Origin of the sequence: Kaistia algarum, from assembly GCF_026343945.1 — a bacterium.
Taxonomy (GTDB): Bacteria; Pseudomonadota; Alphaproteobacteria; order Rhizobiales; family Kaistiaceae; genus Kaistia; species Kaistia algarum.
Map to the genome: position 1 here is coordinate 171,441 of NZ_JAPKNJ010000004.1, position 15,333 is coordinate 186,773.

13 protein-coding genes are annotated in these 15,333 nt (G+C 65.1%); 11 read left to right on the forward strand and 2 right to left on the reverse strand.

The genetic code is table 11. From position 1 onward, the window contains the following. Positions 1-27: 27 nt before the first annotated feature. From OSH05_RS23105 to OSH05_RS23140, 8 genes are all read left to right on the forward strand, one after another. Positions 28-753 (forward strand): GntR family transcriptional regulator, encoded by a 726-nt coding sequence (locus OSH05_RS23105; RefSeq protein WP_165801734.1) that lies wholly within the window; start codon positions 28-30, stop codon positions 751-753. 359 nt (positions 754-1,112) lie between these two features. Next, positions 1,113-2,648 carry an ABC transporter substrate-binding protein gene (locus tag OSH05_RS23110; protein WP_104221366.1) on the forward strand — a complete coding sequence of 512 codons (1,536 nt, stop codon included), beginning with the start codon at positions 1,113-1,115 and terminating at the stop codon, positions 2,646-2,648. 31 nt (positions 2,649-2,679) lie between these two features. After that, on the forward strand, positions 2,680-3,693 hold the full coding sequence (locus OSH05_RS23115; RefSeq protein ID WP_104221365.1) for an ABC transporter permease: 1,014 nt from the start codon (positions 2,680-2,682) through the stop codon (positions 3,691-3,693). Positions 3,694-3,752: 59 nt separating this feature from the next. Then, the gene (locus OSH05_RS23120) at positions 3,753-4,526 is read left to right on the forward strand and encodes an ABC transporter permease (protein ID WP_104221374.1); all 774 of its coding nucleotides are present in this window, start codon (positions 3,753-3,755) and stop codon (positions 4,524-4,526) included. Beyond that, a complete protein-coding gene (locus tag OSH05_RS23125; RefSeq protein ID WP_407660469.1) occupies positions 4,526-5,506 on the forward strand; it encodes an ABC transporter ATP-binding protein in 981 nt (326 codons plus the stop codon). Before OSH05_RS23120 ends, OSH05_RS23125 begins: the two co-directional genes overlap by 1 nt. Before the next feature lies 1 nt (position 5,507). Next, on the forward strand, positions 5,508-6,539 hold the full coding sequence (locus OSH05_RS23130) for an ABC transporter ATP-binding protein (RefSeq protein ID WP_104221363.1): 1,032 nt from the start codon (positions 5,508-5,510) through the stop codon (positions 6,537-6,539). A gap of 17 nt (positions 6,540-6,556) precedes the next feature. Beyond that, a complete protein-coding gene (locus OSH05_RS23135; RefSeq protein ID WP_165801732.1) occupies positions 6,557-7,402 on the forward strand; it encodes an SMP-30/gluconolactonase/LRE family protein in 846 nt (281 codons plus the stop codon). 9 nt (positions 7,403-7,411) lie between these two features. Further along, positions 7,412-9,082 carry a N,N-dimethylformamidase beta subunit family domain-containing protein gene (locus tag OSH05_RS23140; protein WP_104221361.1) on the forward strand — a complete coding sequence of 557 codons (1,671 nt, stop codon included), beginning with the start codon at positions 7,412-7,414 and terminating at the stop codon, positions 9,080-9,082. A gap of 112 nt (positions 9,083-9,194) precedes the next feature. Here the strand turns inward: OSH05_RS23140 and OSH05_RS23145 are convergent, their stop codons facing one another. Together OSH05_RS23145 and OSH05_RS23150 are read right to left on the reverse strand one after the other, a co-directional pair. Then, a complete protein-coding gene (locus OSH05_RS23145) occupies positions 9,195-9,761 on the reverse strand; it encodes a peptidase S14 (protein ID WP_104221360.1) in 567 nt (188 codons plus the stop codon). Between the two features lie 96 nt (positions 9,762-9,857). Continuing rightward, entirely contained in the window at positions 9,858-10,961 is a 1,104-nt protein-coding gene (locus OSH05_RS23150) for an AI-2E family transporter (protein WP_104221359.1), read from the reverse strand. 239 nt (positions 10,962-11,200) lie between these two features. Here OSH05_RS23150 and OSH05_RS23155 point away from each other — a divergent pair, with 239 nt between their 5' ends. The 3 genes from OSH05_RS23155 (at position 11,201) to OSH05_RS23165 (ending at position 15,332) form a co-directional block, all read left to right on the forward strand. Then, complete coding sequence (locus OSH05_RS23155) at positions 11,201-12,361, forward strand: extracellular catalytic domain type 1 short-chain-length polyhydroxyalkanoate depolymerase (RefSeq protein WP_104221358.1); 1,161 nt, start codon at positions 11,201-11,203, stop codon at positions 12,359-12,361. Positions 12,362-12,528: 167 nt separating this feature from the next. After that, positions 12,529-13,017, forward strand: coding sequence for a YciE/YciF ferroxidase family protein (locus OSH05_RS23160; protein ID WP_104221357.1), 489 nt, complete (start codon positions 12,529-12,531; stop codon positions 13,015-13,017). Between the two features lie 221 nt (positions 13,018-13,238). Then, a complete protein-coding gene (locus OSH05_RS23165; RefSeq protein ID WP_104221356.1) occupies positions 13,239-15,332 on the forward strand; it encodes a catalase in 2,094 nt (697 codons plus the stop codon). Position 15,333 lies beyond the last annotated feature (1 nt).

Consider the following 15,333-nt stretch of genomic DNA (forward strand, 5'->3'; position numbering starts at 1 on the left):
CATGACAGCGGGGTCGGACCGGGCAACATGATGCAGCAGCTCAACGGCGTTCAGGCAAGCAGCCTTTCGTCCCAGATCTATTTGCAGCTGCGCCAGCAGTTGATGTCGGCACGCCTGAAGCCCGGCGAGCGTCTGAAGATCCGCGAGCTCGCGCAGCGCCTCGGCACGAGCGAGACGCCGGTCCGCGAAGCGCTGTTCCAGCTCGTCAAGGACGGCGCGCTGGAGATGAAGGCGGGCTACTACATCCGCGTCCGCCGGGTGACGCTGCAGGAATATCTCGAAATGCGGGAGATCCGGCTGATGCTGGAGCCGCATGCCGCGCTGCAGGCCATGGCGAACATCGACGATGCCTTCATCGAGGAACTGGCCGCGATGCACGAGCGGCTCGTCGTGGCCGAGCAGACCAAGGACTACCCGGCGGCCCTGGAGGCGAATTACGATTTCCACTTCTCCGTCTATCGTAAGTCGGAGATGCCGCACCTGATCGAGATCCTGGAACGGCTCTGGATCCAGATCGGCCCGCTGCTGACGTTCCTCTATCCGCACGGCCATCCCTCCTACAAAGGCCAGCACCAGCACGTCCAGCTCCTGAGCGCGCTCAAGTCGCGGGACAAGAAGGCCGTCCGCAAGGCCGTCGAGCAGGATCTGATCGAGGGCAGCCGCACCTTCGTCGCCTATCTGACCGAGATCGACGGCAAGGACCTTCCGGGCGACGACGCCGCATCCGAGCCGGCGAAGTCCGCGCGCAGCTGAAGCAGGACGGCAGGCGCTCCGCCGACCGTCCCGCACGACGATGTCCCCGTGCCTGCGGGACACTTCGCCGCCCCCGGGCGCCGGCCTCGCCGACGGGGCGCGCGCGCAGCGGCGAGCCTTCATCCCGCAGCAGAACGGCCGCTTCTCATGCGCCGCCGCTGTCGCGAAGCCGCGGCGCGTCCTGTCGCCCGCGCGCTGCTGCGTCCCGCGGCGCGTCGCGGCTATGTCTCAAACGGCGCAATTTCCGGACTCTTTTTCGGCCCCGCACGAGTTGACATCACGCACGATTACGGCATTCTCATATATCATATATTAAACGCAGCCGCTCTCGGACTGCGAAAAAGGGAAGAGGGACCACGATGAAATCGCTCTCTGGAATTGCGGGAACCGCGCTTCTGCTCATGGCCTCGGCCATGGGCGTGAACTGCGCCGCCGCGCAGGATGCCACGACCTTCGTCTATGCCGACGCCGGCGAGCCAAGCACCATCGATCCCGCCAAGGCGAATGTGAACTGGGAGTTCACGGTCACCCGCAACGTCTATGACCGGCTGGTCGATTTCGATCTCGCCGACCCGTCCAAGCTGCTGCCGGCGCTCGCGACCGAATGGAAGCAGGACGGCAAGGTCTGGACCTTCAAGCTGCGCGACGGCGTGACCTTCCATGATGGCAGCGCGTTCGACGCCAACGACGTCAAGGCGACGCTCGACCGCCTGCTCAAGGTGGGCCAGGGCCAGTCCTATCTCGTCGACGACATCGCCAGCGTGACCGTCATCGACCCGAAGACGGTCCAGATCGAGACGAAGGCGCCGACGGTCTTCCTGGCCTCCAATCTGAGCCGCATCGAGATGATGTCGGACGAAGACATCGCCAAGCATGGCGGCGAGGCGGGCGAGGCCTGGTTCTCGGAGAACGCCAACGGCACGGGTCCCTACGAGTTCGTCGCCTGGACGCGCGGCACGCAAATCGAGCTGAAGCGCAACGACAAGTGGTGGGGCAAGTTCCCCGAGAAGCCGTTCGACCGGGTTCTCGACCGCTTCGTGACCGACGGCGCCAACCGCGCGCGCGGCCTCGAGGGCGGCGAATTCGATCTCGCCAATTTCGTCCCGCTCGACGAGGCACTGCGCATCGGTTCGACCAGCGGCTTCCATCTCGTGGAAGGCAATAATCTGTGGGCCTGGCCGGCGATCTATCTCAACATGGATCTGCCCCCGACCAACAATAAGGACTTCCGCAACGCGCTGGTGAAGGCGTTCGACTACAACGCCATGGTCCAGTCCTTCCAGGGCAAGGCCGTGGTCGGCCGCGGGCCGATCCCGGCCTGGTTCCCCGGCAGCCCGGAGAAGGACCAGCCCGAGATCAAGACCGATCTCGATGCGGCCAAGGCCGCCCTTGCCGCCTCGGGCATCACCAACGCGGCGATGAAGTGCTCGGTGCCGGCCGGCTTCCCGGAATTCCGCTTCGCCGCCACGATCCTGCAGGCTTCGGCCGCCCAGATCGGCGTCACGGTGGAGATCGAGGAACTGCCCTTCGTCGAGGCGATCACCGCGATCAAGACAGACAAGAGCAACTGCTTCGTGCTGGGCAACGCCAATCTGAGCCCCCAGGACGCCACCAAGTTCTTCTCGGCCCACTATCTGAAGGGCGGGTTCTACAATTCCGGCAAGCTCAACGATGCGGCGCTTGCGGAGATCGTCGCCAAGCTGCCGACGCTGTCGGACCCGGCGGAACGTGCCGCACTGCTGAAGCAGGCTTCCGACATCGTGGTGGACTCACACTACATCATCTGGCCCGCGCGTCCGATCACGGTCGTCCCCGAGCCGGATCGCATCGGCGGCTATCGCATCGACCCGGCGGAATACATCAATGCCCGCTTCTGGGAGCTCTACAGCAAGTAAGCCGGCGTAAAATCGGACTGGAGCGACGCGTGTGGTCAATTTCCTGCTGAAGCGATTTGCGTGGGGCATCCTGGTGCTCCTGCTGGTTGCGGTGATCACCTTCTTCCTGAGTCGCGTCGTTCCAGCCGATCCAGCCGCCTTCCTCGCCGGACAGAATGCGTCCGAAGCGACCGTCCAGAAGATCCGGGCCGAATACGGCCTGGATCGCCCGCTGACGGAACAGTTCGCCTCCTACATGGTCGGCCTCGCGCAGGGCGACCTCGGCGAATCCATCCGCACACGCCGCAGCGTCTCGACCGATCTCGCGCAATATCTGCCCGCGACGCTCGAACTCCTGCTGGTCAGCTTCACCATCTATCTGATCGCCTCCTTCTCGCTCGCCGTGATGGCGGCCCGCCGTCCCGGCGGCTTCGTCGACGGCGCCATCCGATTGCTCACCATGGTCGGAACGGGGATACCCGTCTTCTGGCTCGGCATGGCCTTGCAGTTCCTGTTCTTCTACAAGCTGCACTGGCTGCCGATTGGTGCGCGCTTTCCGATCCGCGAGACCGCGCCGCCCGTCGTCACCGGCTTCCTGATCATCGATTCCATGCTGGCGGGCAGCCCTTCCGCCCTCTTCGGCACGCTCAAGCACCTGACGCTGCCGGCACTGACCATCGTCATCAACCTGCTCGCCGTCGGTACGCGCCTGTCCCGCGCCGCGCTCATCCAGGAGCAGAGCCGGCTCTATGTCCGCACCGCCCGGGGCAAGGGCCTCGGCCCGCGGACGATCCTCTACAAGCACGTGCTGCGCAACGCCCTGAGCCCGATCCTGACCGCCACCACCATGCAGTTCGGCTACATGATCAGCTGGGTCATCCTGGTCGAGGTCATCTTCGACTGGCCCGGCATCGGCCTCTACGCCTACCAGTCCTTCCAGGTCTTCGACTATTCACCCGTGATCGCGCTCGCCATCGTCTCGACCGCCGGCTTCGTCCTGATCAACCTCCTGATGGACATCCTCTACCCGATCATCGACCCGCGCGTTCAGAGTGTCGGCTCATGAGCGGTGCCGTGCAGACGGCGCGCCAGCGCCTTGAACTGCCGCGGGGCGTGCTGACGCCGATGGCCCTGCTGGTCATTCTGGTACTGGTAGCCTTCACGCTGGTGCCAGGCCTGATCGCGCCGCACGATCCCGTCGCGCTTGCCATGGTCGACCGCCTGAAGCCGCCGAGCTTCGCGCATCTCTTCGGCACCGATGAGGGCGGCCGCGACATCTTCTCGCGCGTCGTCTACGGCACGCGCTATTCGCTCGGCGTCGCCATCGCGATCGTCTTCGCCTCGGCGCTGTTCGGCGTCGTCTACGGCGCCGTCTCCGGCATGGCGCGCGGGTCGATCGACAATGTCATGATGCGCATCGTCGACCTGTTCTTCGGCTTTCCCGCCCTGGTGCTGGCGCTCGCCGTTGCCGCCTCGATCGGCCGTGGGCTCGGCAGCGTGGCGCTCTCGCTCACCATCATCTGGTGGCCGGGCTATGCGCGGCTGGTGCGCGGCGAGGTGCTGCGGCTGCGCGAGCGCCCGCATGTCGAGGCCGCGCGAGCGCTCGGCGTCTCGAACCTCACCATTTTGCGCCGTCACATCCTGCCCTTCGTGGCGCAGGAGGTGAATGTGCGCGTCACCACCGATATCGGCTACGCGCTCGTCGCGGTCACCGCCCTCTCGTTCCTCGGCCTCGGCGCCAATTCGCCGACGCCCGAATGGGGCCTGCTGATCCGCGACTCCCGCCCCTATTTCGGCTCGGCCTGGTGGTATCTGGTGTTTCCGGGAACGATGATCATGCTCACCGCCACCGCCTTCTCCCTGATCGGCGATGCATTGGCCGCGAGGCGCGGCGGATGATCCTCTCGGTTCAGGACCTTTCGATCGGCTTTCGCCGACCCGGCGGCGATCTTCCCGCCGTGGACAAGATCTCCTTCGACGTGCGCGAAGGCGAGACCTTCGTCATCATCGGCGAATCCGGCTCGGGCAAATCGCTCACCGGCATGTCGATCGCCGGCCTGCAGCCGGCCGCCTCGGTCACATCCGGCTCGATCCGCTTCAAGGAGCGCGAGCTTCTCAACCGCCCGGACGCGGAGCTGCGGCGCATGCGCGGCCGCGAGATCGGCCTGATCTACCAGGACCCGCTCGGCTCGCTCAATCCGGTCTGGCCGGTCGGCGACCAGATCGCCGAAGCGCTCCGCGCCCATGGCCTCGCGAGCGGCGCGGCAGCGGCACGGCGCGCCGTCGAGATGCTGGATCGCGTCCGCATCCCCGATCCCGCCCGGGTTGCCACCGCCTATCCGCATGAGATCAGCGGCGGCATGCGCCAGCGCGCCATGATCGCGATGGCGCTGATCGCCGGTCCGAGCCTCCTGATCGCGGACGAGCCCACCACGGCGCTCGACGTCACCATCAAGGCCCAGATGCTGGAGCTGCTGGCCGAACTGCAGCGCGAAATGGCGCTCACCATCATCCTGATCACGCACGACATGGGCGTGGTGGCCGAGGTCGCCGACCGGATCCTGGTGATGTATGCCGGGCGCGTCGCGGAGATCGGCGATGCCGACGCGATCATGCGCAGGCCGTCACATCCCTATACCGCCGCGCTGATGACCAGCGCCATGATCTCGGAAGCGCAGCCGAAGCAGCAGCTGAACGCGATCGTCGGCGTCGCGCCCGGTCTCGGCAGTTTTCCGAGCGGCTGCCACTTCCATCCGCGCTGCCCCTTGGCTGAGGACGATTGCCGCAGCTTCGTGCCGCCGCTGCGCCGCCTCGGCGACGTCGCGCTCGCCTGCCACCATCCGGTTGGCTCGGACGCGGCCAAGCTGGTGGAGGCCTGACATGGAACCGCTTCTGTCGCTCGACGGCATCGTCAAGACCTTCACCCAGAAGCGCGGCGGCAAGCGCGACGTCCAGGCCGTGGCCGGCGTGTCGCTGACGGTCGGCCGCGGCGAGACCGTCGGCCTCGTCGGCGAAAGCGGCTGCGGAAAGTCGACGCTGGCCCGCCTCGCGCTGAAGCTGATCGAGCCGAGCGCCGGACGCATCCTTTTCGCCGGCGAGGACATCACGGCTAAGCACGGCCGCGCCATGCTGCCGGTGCGCCGCCGCATGCAGGCCGTCTTCCAGGATCCGCTCGCCTCGCTCAACAGCCGCATGACGATCGCGGAAATCCTGCGCGAGCCGTTCGACACGCACGGCATCAAGCTCGGCGCCGGACTGCAGCCGCGCATCCGCGAACTGCTGTCCTTCGTCGGCATGGAGAACACCGACACCGCCAAGCTGCCGCCGCAGTTCTCCGGCGGCCAGCTGCAGCGCATCGCCATCGCGCGCGCTTTGGCGCTCGAACCCGATATCATAGTCGCGGACGAGCCGACCTCCGCCCTCGACCCGTCGATCCAGGCCCAGATCGTCAATCTGCTGCTCTTCATCCAGCGCCAGCGGCAGATCTCCTATCTAATCATCTCGCACGATCTCGATGTGATCGGCCATGTCGCCGACCGCATCGCGGTTATGTATCTCGGCACCATCATCGAGCAGGGACCGGCCGCCGCCATCATGGCGAGCCCGTGGCATCCCTATACGCAGGCGCTGCTTTCGGCCGCGCCGACGCTCGCGGCCCGGCGCAATCCGGAATGGAAGCGCATCGTGCTGACCGGCGATCCGCCCAATCCGGCCAATGTGCCGACGGGGTGCCGCTTTCATCCGCGCTGCCACCTGGCGCGCGACATCTGCCGTCAGGTCGAGCCGCCGCTTCGGCCATCCGAAGACGGCGGACGCCTGATCGCGTGCCATGTTGCGCCCGAGGAAACGGCCGCCAAAGGCCAATGGATCGGCCAGGCCCGGCTCGGCGTGCCGGCCACCGCGACAGCTTGAACGCAAGGAGAGGTCCGATGCACCGGACGCCCGAGATTCACGTCACCGGCCTCGGCTTTCCCGAGGGACCCGTCGCGCTGCCGGACGGCTCGATCGCCTTTGTCGATCTGCTGCACGCCAAGGTCCGTGCCTTCGGCGAAAGCGGCGTGCGCGAGATCGCCACGCTTCCCGGCGCGCCGAACGGCATGCGGCGCGGCGCCGATGGCTATCTCTATGTCGCCAATAATGGCGGCATCGCGCCAAAGAGCCTCGAAGAGCTCAACTTCGCGGAACCGCAGATCGGCGGCCGCATCCAGCGCATCGCGCCGGACGGAAGCTGGAGCGATTTCGCCACCGTCCTGCCGGGCGGCAAGCCCTCGCGCCCCAACGACCTCGTCTTCTCGCCTGAGGGCGAACTCGTCTTCACCGATCCGCAGAACTGGGAAGTGCTGGGGTCCGACACCTCCGCCTATCTCGGCGGACAATTGCTCGCCGCCGCGGCGGACGGCATGGTCCGCCCTCTCGCGACGATGACCGGCTTCCCCAACGGCCTCGTCTTCCATCCCGATGGCTCGCTGCTCGTCGGCATCACCATGGAGCACCGCCTCGTGCGCTTTCCCTGGCTGGGCGATCATGTCGGCCCGATGGAGGAATGGTGCCGGCTCGACGACCGCTTCAATCCCGACGGCATGGTCTTCCACGAGGACCGGCTCTACCTGACCGGCAGCGGCGGCGACCGCGTCGCGATCCTCGATACGACCGGCAGGCTCATCGAAATGATCGACACCGGCCCCGGCAGCGACCCGACCAATTGCTGCGTCCATGATGGCCGCTTGTGGCTGACGCTCGGCATTCCCGGCCAGCTCGTATCCTACCCACTCTGAGAGACCGCCATGTCGCAGAAGAAGAACGACTTCGTCGCGCCCGAACTCGGGCCTCTCAACCTCGCGCCGCGCCGCGCGCAGCCCATGCATGCCGATGATCATTGGCACAGCAAGCCCTGGTATGAGGCGCCGCGCGGCGATCCGGCCTGGCCCGAGGTCTATACCTATACCAACGCGATCTCCTACGATCCCGGCGACGAGGTCGTGTTCCATTCGAGCGCCACGGCGCCGGCCTGGACGCTCGAGATCTATCGCGACGGCGCCGAGCCGCAGACCGTGCACAAGGCGGACGCGATCGAAGGCCGGCACACGCCGACGCCCGACGACGCCTATCGCAATGGCTGTAACTGGCCGGTGAGCCATCGCTGGCGCCTGCCGGACGACCTCCGGTCCGGCTTCTATCGCGTGGTCTCGACCTGCGCGCGGCCCGACGGCGGCAAGTTCGTCCAGCACCATTTCTTCGTGGTGCGCCCGACGGCGCGCACCCGCCGGGCCCGGATCCTCATGGTCCTGCCGACGGCGACATGGACCGCCTATAATGATTTCGGCGGCGCCAACCATTATTTCGGCATCGTCGGACCGGAGCGCGACCTTCCCTCGCCAGTGCTGAGCCTGGAACGCCCCTGGACACGCGGCATCGTCTGGCTGCCCGCCGGCGCGCCGCGCATCTGCGCCGATCCGCTGCCCGAAATGGGCGATGCGCCGCGCTATCCGATGAAGGAATGGGCCTTCGCCAACGGCTTCGGCCAATATTATGCGGCGGCCGGCTGGGCGCAGTATGACCGGCATTTCGTCGTCTGGGCGGAGAACGAGGGCTACGCCCTCGACATGATCACCCAGACCGACCTGCACTACCGGCCGGAACTGCTGGACGATTATCCCTGCGTCACCATCGTCGGCCATGACGAATACTGGACGCATGAAATGCGTCTCGCCATCGAAGGCTATGTCGAGCGCGGCGGCCGCCTCGCGCGCTTCGGCGCCAATTTCCTCTGGCAGATCCGCCTCGAGGACGAGGGCCGGACGCAGCATTGCTACAAGTTCAAGGCCAGCGTCGACGACCCGGTCGCGGGCACGGACAAGGCCCATCTGCTGACGGGCGCCTGGGAAGACCGGCACGTCGGCTGGCCGGGCGCATCCACCGTCGGGGTCAACGGCCTGCACGGCGTCTATGCGTCATGGGGCGGCTTCGCGCCGCGTGGTCAGCGGGGCTTCACGGTCTATCGGCCCGAGCACTGGGTCTTCGAAGGCACCGGCCTGCACTATGCCGACATCTTCGGCGACAAGGCGCATATCTTCGCCTATGAGGTCGACGGCCTCGACTATACCTTCCGCCACGGCCTCCCCTATCCGGTTCCGGTCGACGGACAGCCGGAGAGCATCTCCATCCTGGCGATGGCGCCGGCGGTCCTCGCCGAGGACGAGCCGCAGGGCGAGGGCTTCCGCTATTATGTCAGGGGCAGCGACCATGCCGGCCTGGTCGAAGGCGTCACCGGCGACGTCACCGCCGCGGCGCTGACCCAATATCGCTACGGCTCCGGCATGATGGTGCACATGACCCGCGGCGCGGGCGAAGTCGTGACGGCGGCGACCTGCGAATGGGTGATGGGCCTGAAGCGCGGCGACCCCTTCACGCAGCAGATCACCCGCAATGTGCTGGATCGGTTCACTGCCGGATGATGGGAGCCGGCACGCGATAAGAGGGCACTGCCTCGCGCGGCGCAGTCGGGGTGAACCGAGCACCGCCGAACGAGGATGATGGTCGTGGCAGCAGGAAGGCTCGCGGGCTCTTTCAGAGCACCGCCCGTATGAGGCCGAGGTTCAACGCCTCCTGCGCCTCGATGTACCAATTGTAGGGGGCACGCTCGAGCACCTCTTCCATGGTGACGCTGGACCCTCTGACGAGGTTCTCGAAACCCTCGTTCTGGATGGCGATCGACGCTTCGATCTCGTTCAGCGTCGCGCGGACGTTCGCCCCGCAGGTCGTCAGCGGCCCGTCGATCTCCAGCGTCTTCTTGAGCTTGCGCTCATGCACCATCAGCCGCGTTCCGCGCGTCAGATATCTATTCTCCCGCACGAAGAACGACATGAACGTGGTGCCGGCGGAATAGATCGCCGCCTTGCCGAGAAAGACGAAGTGGCGCGCTGGATCGAGATCGCTGTGATAGCGGACGTCCTCGCCCATCATGCGGGCCACTTCCGGATCGCCACCCAGCGTCGACAATTCGAACACGACGACACCCTTATCCGGCGCCGCGGCGAGTTGGCGGCGAAACTCCTTGTACATTTCATAGTCGACCGTGCCGGAAAGCAGCACGGCCGGATGCTGGAAGTCGCTCGCGTTCATCGTTTCGCTCATGTCTCGCGACATCCTTTTCAATCCAATCGGCAGACGTCGTCCAACCGCAATATCGCAGGCGGAGAGGCACGTCCTGCCTCCCCAATGGTGGGTCCACTAACCCTCGAGGAAATGCCCGAGCGGGTTCAACGGCTTGATCCCGTCGCAAACGATCTTGGTGATCGCCAGCATCGGCACCGCCAGCACCGCGCCCGGCACGCCCCACATCCAGAACCAGAAGATCAGCGAAATGATCACGAGCACGGGATTGAGCGTAAACCGCCGGGCGAGCAGGATCGGCGTTACGGCCTCGCCTTCGACGATGTGGATCAGGAAGTAGAGACCGGCCGGCAGCAGCGCCTGCCAGAGCACATCGATCGTGAGCAAGCCGGCCAGCAGGAAGATACCGATGCCGGCGAATGGCCCCATGATCGGCACATAGTTCAGCAGAAACGCGACGCCGCCCCAAAGCACCGGATCGCCAAGCCCGCAGGCCCACATGGCGACGCCGGTCGCAATTCCGACGGCGGCATTCATCAGCGTGATGGTGACCAGATAGGCCGAGACATTCTCCTCGACTTGCTGGGAGAGCTCCACAACCCGCCGCTTGTCCTTGAAGCTGGGAACGATTTCCACCATCCGGCGCAGGAACGTGTCCCCCGACATGAGGAGGAAGAACAGAATCAACAACATCTCGAAGAAGCCGGTCGCGAAATGCTGCGTGCCCTTGAGCAGAACCTCCGAGGTCGTCGGCCCAACGGCCGCGTTCGAGGTGTCGCCGTCGAACTGATGGAGAAAGGTCTGCAGCGTCTGGATCGGCCTGCTCAGAAACCGGAGTCGCTCTTCCAGCTTGTCGATGCCCTCGGGTAATTTGGCGGCCCACGACGCGGCCGGGCCGGAGATCGCGGCACCGACCGCGACGATAACGGCGAAGATCGCGGCGATCAGGAGGAGCGCCGAGAGGCTGCGCGGAACACCAAGCCTGTCTAGCGCCCGCATTCCCGGCTGCAACAAGAGCTTCAGCACGAACGCCATCACGATGGGCAAGATGACGGCCGCGGCGAAATAGGCGACGACCAGGAGGGCGATGACCAAAAGACAGACCAGCACCAGCAATTTGACGTCGGATGTCAGCGGGCCTTTTTCGCCCGTAAGGTCCGGCGGCTCCAACGGTATCGTCTCGGTCGTCGGAACTTCAAATTTAACGATGGAATCTGACATCTGGCTTTGCACCAAATGCGCCGCGCAAATGCGCCGCGCAGGGATCGACGCATTCCAACTGCCAGCGAGGCGATTGGATCCATCCCGTCGACGATTTCTCCGACGCCATGAACGCCCGCTGATCGCGCCTTCGATCTCCCGAATTCGGATGGGCCTGTAATTGTGCACTGCAGCAACGTTTTGCCACAACGGGCGTTTACAGGGCACCCAGGCATCGTGCCGTTGCACCAAGGAACCCCATGCGAAAGCTATCAGACACTCTGACCCGTCTCTCGGCGCTGCGGGCGGTCCATAGCCCAGGCCAGGCAACGGACGTTTCGGATCGCCTGACGGATCTCGCCAGCTTCGGCAACAATCCCGGCGCCCTGCGCGCCCGGTTCCATGTCCCGGACGGATTGGCACCGGGCTCACCGCTCGTGGTGGTGCTCCATGGCTGCACCCAATCCGCCGCGGCCTATGACCATGGCTCGGGTTGGTCGACACTCGCCGATAGCAGCCGTTTCGCGGTGCTCCTCCCGGAACAGGTCCGGGCCAACAACGCCAATCTCTGTTTCAACTGGTTCGAGCCGGGCGATACGAAGCGCGGTTCCGGCGAGGCCCTGTCGATCCGGCAGATGATCGCGCAGATGGTGAAGGATCATGCGATCGACGAGCGGCTGATCTTCATCACCGGCCTTTCCGCCGGCGGCGCCATGACATCGGTGATGCTCGCGACCTATCCTGAGGTCTTTGCCGGCGGCGCCATCGTTGCCGGCCTCCCTTACGGCGTCGCCGAGTCGGTCCCGCAAGCCTTTGACCGAATGCGAGGTCATGGCGGTCCCTCCGGCCAGGCCCTTTCGCAACGTGTTCGGGAAGCATCGGGTCACGCAGGGCCGTGGCCGACGGTTTCGGTTTGGCACGGCACCGCCGACGCAACGGTGAGCCTGTCCAATGCCGGCGCCATCGTGGACCAGTGGCGCGGCGTGCACCAGTTACCGGCGAGCCCGACGCAGACTTCCATCGTGGATGGGCACCGGCGAAATGTCTGGCATGGTCCGGAAGGCCAGGAGCGCATCGAACTGTTCACGATCGACGGCATGGGCCATGGCACGCCCATCCGGGCCAGCGGGATGGATAGGCTCGGCCATGCGGGTCCGTTCATGCTCGACAAGGGGATTTCCTCCACGCGCCATATCGCCCGGGCCTGGGGCATCGCTTCGCCAGCCGAGGCGACCACCGCATCGCCGGCCGGGATCCGCCCGCTGGAACCCGCGGAATTCGCGCACACATCAGAAATGCCCCCGCCGGCCAGTGCTTCCGGCTCGCGCCAAGCGGAGGGGATGAGAGGATATGCCGTGCGGCCCGACGCCATACGTTCCGTCATCGAAAGCGCACTGCGGCAGGCTGGTCTCATGAAATAGCTGCGGAACGGTCAGCTCGCGACGGAACGAACGCCGCCCCATTAACACCTCATCAGCGTGTGGAACCAAAAGGCGGCCGACAGGGTTGGAAGCACACGAGGGCGTGCCGACAAGAAAATCTGCGAGCACGCTGTCGATCCCAAAACCCACAAGGAAGGAACGAAACGATGGCTGACAAGGATTTGAAGGCTTTGCTCGTTCACACGGTCAAGGATGTCTATTTCGCCGAGCATGCTATTCTGAAGGCGCTGCCGAAGATGGCAGCCGCCGCCAAGTCACCCAAGCTTAAGGCTGCGTTCAAGACGCATCTTGAACAGACCGAGGGCCAGGTGAAGCGGCTCGACGCCGTCTTCAAGTCGCTGGGCATGAAGCCGGAATCGGTACCCTGCGAGGCGATCAAGGGAATTCTGAAGGAAGGCGACGAGGTCGCCGAGGAGTTCAAGGGCGCAAGCGCCCTCGACGCCGGCCTGGTGGCCGCCGCGCAGGCGGTCGAGCATTATGAGATCGCTCGCTACGGCGCGCTGCAGGCATGGGCCACCGAGCTCGGGATGACCGATGTCGCCAAGCTCTTCGGCGAGACGCTCGACGAGGAAGAGAAGACCGACCAGCTCCTGACTGATCTCGCACTGGCGACCGTGAACGAAGCGGCGGCGTAGCGCCGTCGCTGCATCGTCCGCCGTTCCAAGCGAACGGCGGACGACTTCGGAACGTCGGGATATCGATCGGGGCGAGCCCGTGCCGCCCTGACGCATTCTGGCGACGTTCGTGACGCCCCAGCCAAGCGATTCGAAAAACCTCATTCGCGGAACGCGGTTTGCCCACCCAGACCATTGCAGCGGGATGCGGTGAGCCAGTTCGAACATTCGGGAGCTTTATGATGGCGGATCTCAAGACGGGCGGGTCGGACACGGCGTCCCTCCCCGGAAATGGCGGCGAACTCCGTCAGACGGCAGCGGCCGCGGAGAAGCGCCTGACGACCAATCATGGCGTGCCGGTCTCCGACAATCAGAACTCGCTAAAGGGCGGCGAGCGGGGGCCGACGCTCTTGGAGGATTTCGTCCTCCGCGAGAAGATCCAGCATTTCGATCATGAGCGCATTCCAGAGCGCATCGTGCATGCAAGGGGATCGGCGGCGCATGGGTTCTTCGAGCTAACCCAGTCGCTGGAAGAGTTCACGAGCGCCAGAATCCTCACCGAGGTCGGAGCCAAGACGGAAGTCTTCGCTCGGTTCTCGACCGTAGCCGGCGGCGCGGGATCCGTGGATACGCCGCGGGACGTGCGCGGTTTCGCCGTCAAATTCTATACGAAGGAAGGCAATTGGGACCTCGTCGGCAACGACATCCCGGTATTCTTCATCCAGGACGCGATCAAGTTTCCCGATCTCATTCACGCCGTGAAGATGGAAGCCGACCGCGGTTATCCGCAGGCGGCCAGCGCGCATGACACGTTCTGGGATTTCATCGGCCTGATGCCCGAATCGACCCATATGGTGATGTGGGCAATGTCGGATCGCGGCATCCCCCGTTCCCTGCGCATGATCGAGGGCTTCGGCGTCAATACCTTCCGCCTGCTGAACGACCGGAACGAGGCCGTCTTCGTGAAGTTCCATTGGCGGCCCAAGCTCGGCCTCCAGTCGACGTGCTGGGATGAAGCGGTGAAGATCGCGGGCGCCGATCCCGACTATCACCGCCGCGATCTCTATGAAGCCATCGCGTCCGGCGATTTCCCGGAGTGGGAATTCGGCGTCCAGATCGTCACAGCGGAAGAGGCCGATGCCCTGCCGTTCGACATCCTCGACGCCACCAAGCTCATCCCCGAGGAAATGGTCCCGATCCGGTTCGTCGGACGCCTGGTGCTGAACCGCAACCCGGACAATTTCTTCGCCGAGACCGAGCAGGTCGCGTTCCTGCCGACCAACATGCCCCCCGGCATCGACGTCTCCGAAGATCCCCTGCTGCAGGGCCGGCTCTTTTCCTATCAGGACACGCAGCTCTCAAGGCTCGGCACAGTCAATTTCCACCAGCTCCCGATCAACCAGGCGAAGGGCTGCCCGTTTCAGAACTTCCAGCGCGACGGCAAGATGCAGACGCAGGTTCCAACCGGCCGCGCCAATTATGAGCCGAACAGCCTGGCCAACTTCGGCGAAGCGGGCGGTCCGCGGGAAGATCCCGCCGGCGGATTCCGGTCCTATGGTCTGAACCTCGACGGTTCGAAGGTTCGACTGCGAGCCGAGAGCTTCGCCGATCACTATAGCCAGGCGCGCATGTTCTACCGATCGCAGACGCCGATCGAGCAGGCGCATATCGCCACCGCCATCGTGTTCGAACTCTCGAAGGTGACCATCCCGCCCGTGCGCCTTCGGGTGCTCGCCAATCTGCGGAATGTCGACGAAGATCTGGCGAAGCGGGTGGCCGGAGGTCTCAACATGGACCTGCCGCCGTCATCCGACGCAGCTGTCCCTCCGATCGACATGGAGCCATCACCGGCGCTGCGCATCGTCGGCAAATATCCTCCGTCTCTGGAAGGGAGAGCCGTCGCGATCCTCGTGACGGATGGGGTCGACGGAACTGCGATCGATGATGTGGCCAAGATGGTTGAGGCGGCGGGCGGCACCGTCAAGATCATCGCGCCCAAGATCGGCGGGGTGATGCTGGAAGGCGGCAACAAACTGCCGGCCGATGGTCAGCTGGCCGGATCTCCATCCGTGCTGTTCGACGCCATTGCTCTGGTCGTCTCGGAGAGCGGCACCGCGGAACTGCTCAAGGACAGCGCGGCCGTCGATTTCGTGCAGGATGCCTTCGTGCATCTGAAGGCGATCGGCTTCGTACCCGCCGCGCAGCCCCTGCTGGACAAGGCGGGCGTCACGCCGGACGAATGGATCGTGGCGTTGAAAAAGGGAAGCAAGGAATTCGCGAAGGCGGCGGCGACTCGCAATTGGGAGCGCGAGGATCAGGTCCGTACCCTCGCCTGAC

Bases quoted from the DNA above. Each gene is read 5' to 3' on its own strand.
- OSH05_RS23165 (WP_104221356.1), top strand. From the start codon at position 13,239: ATGGCGGATCTCAAGACGGGCGGGTCGGACACGGCGTCCCTCCCCGGA.
- OSH05_RS23135 (WP_165801732.1), top strand. From the start codon at position 6,557: ATGCACCGGACGCCCGAGATTCACGTCACCGGCCTCGGCTTTCCCGAG.
- OSH05_RS23150 (WP_104221359.1), bottom strand. From the start codon at position 10,961: ATGTCAGATTCCATCGTTAAATTTGAAGTTCCGACGACCGAGACGATA.
- OSH05_RS23145 (WP_104221360.1), bottom strand. From the start codon at position 9,761: ATGAGCGAAACGATGAACGCGAGCGACTTCCAGCATCCGGCCGTGCTG.
- OSH05_RS23130 (WP_104221363.1), top strand. From the start codon at position 5,508: ATGGAACCGCTTCTGTCGCTCGACGGCATCGTCAAGACCTTCACCCAG.
- OSH05_RS23105 (WP_165801734.1), top strand. From the start codon at position 28: ATGATGCAGCAGCTCAACGGCGTTCAGGCAAGCAGCCTTTCGTCCCAG.
- OSH05_RS23120 (WP_104221374.1), top strand. From the start codon at position 3,753: ATGGCCCTGCTGGTCATTCTGGTACTGGTAGCCTTCACGCTGGTGCCA.
- OSH05_RS23110 (WP_104221366.1), top strand. From the start codon at position 1,113: ATGAAATCGCTCTCTGGAATTGCGGGAACCGCGCTTCTGCTCATGGCC.
- OSH05_RS23140 (WP_104221361.1), top strand. From the start codon at position 7,412: ATGTCGCAGAAGAAGAACGACTTCGTCGCGCCCGAACTCGGGCCTCTC.
- OSH05_RS23160 (WP_104221357.1), top strand. From the start codon at position 12,529: ATGGCTGACAAGGATTTGAAGGCTTTGCTCGTTCACACGGTCAAGGAT.
- OSH05_RS23155 (WP_104221358.1), top strand. From the start codon at position 11,201: ATGCGAAAGCTATCAGACACTCTGACCCGTCTCTCGGCGCTGCGGGCG.